This window comes from Terrabacter sp. P5_B1 (assembly GCF_056400505.1).
Genome location: NZ_JBFULD010000558.1, coordinates 1 through 1,312 on the forward strand (window position 1 = coordinate 1; position 1,312 = coordinate 1,312).

Genomic DNA, 1,312 nt, shown 5'->3' on the forward strand with positions numbered 1-1,312 from the left:
GGCGCGATGCGGTCGGCAGGTCGCGCGGTCGACCCGAGCGTCCGGGCGCGCGGCGGCGACTGGAGCAGCTCGGCCAGCAGCTCGTCGCTGGACCGTCCGCCGCCAGCGGCGAGCTCGTCCTGTCGCAGGAGTCGCCGCAGTCGCCGCAGTCCGACGGTGTCGGACCCGCCGACCGGAGAGAGGACGAGGTCAGCGGCCCGGACCGGGTCGATGGTGTGGGTCTCGCCGCGCTGCTCGGCACGCGCGATCTCGATGCTCTCCTCGAGCAGGTGCAGGAGCGGTCTCACAGCGCTCTCGTCGCGCACCGGGGCCTCGGCGCTGCCGGCCTCGACCGGGACCCCGGCCTGACCGAGGAGCCGACGCATCGTGTCGGCACGCCCGGAGCCGCGCACGACGACAGCCATGTCGGTCCACGGCACGCCCTCGACGAGGTGGGCGCGTCGCAGCAGGGCCGCGACGTGCGCCGTCTCCTGGGCGGCCGACCGCAGCAACGCGACCTCGACGGTGCCGCGTGCCGGATCGTCCGTCGCCGACGTCAGCCGTCGCTACTCCCCGCCGCCGAGCGCGCCGATGCGCCGGGACACCCGGTCGGCCACGCCGGCCATGGCGGCGCCCAGCCGGTGCGTGCGGTCCAGGACGACGGTCTCGCCCCCGTCGCGGTCGTCGAGCAGGTCGAAGAGGCCGCCGACGAAGCGCGGGTCGCGCCCGGCGCCGGCGAGGTCGGTCCACCCGTCGGCGAGGAAGCGCGGGTCGGCGCCACGGAAGGTCTGGACGGCGACGTCGGGGTCGCCGATGAGGACGACCCGTGGCCCCCCGGGACGGGCGACGACGCGGAGCAGCCGGGCCGCGGCGGAGGTCAGCTCCTGGGCCTCGTCGACGACGACGAGACGGATGCGCTCGTGGAGACGGTCGAGGGCCGACAGGTCGTCGTCGAGCAGCTCGGCGGCGGCCGTCAGCACCCAGGCGGGGTCGTAGGACCCGTGCCGGGTGAACGAGGTGACCTGGTCGTACTCCCGCAGCACGTGTGCCGCCGCTGCCCACTCGGGCCGGTCGTGCTCGACGGCGAGCCGGGCCAGGTCGTCAGGCCCCTGCCCGAGCTCGACCGACCGCATGAGCAGGTCGCGAAGCTCGTTGCGGAAGCCGCGCGTCGTCAGCGCCTCCCGGAGCTCGTCGGGCCACTCGGGCCCTGCCACCTCTCCGGAGGCGTGCCCGGCGAGCAGGTCACGCAGGATGACGTCCTGCTCCGGGCCGTTGAGCAGGCGCGGCGGTGGGTCGCCGCGCAGGGCCGCCTCGGCGCGCAGCACCCCGACGC

The 1,312-nt window shown here is 76.1% G+C and carries 1 protein-coding gene and 1 pseudogene; both read right to left on the bottom strand.

Features of this window, described 5'->3' with window-relative positions; all coding sequences use genetic code 11:
• Window positions 1-491 (bottom strand): annotated as a pseudogene (locus AC1DP0_RS21950) (ATP-dependent helicase); the annotation flags it as partial.
• Between the two features lie 54 nt (window positions 492-545).
• Window positions 546-1,312, bottom strand: a 767-nt coding sequence (locus tag AC1DP0_RS21955; RefSeq protein WP_478088721.1) for a UvrD-helicase domain-containing protein, incomplete at its 5' end; no start/stop codon positions are given.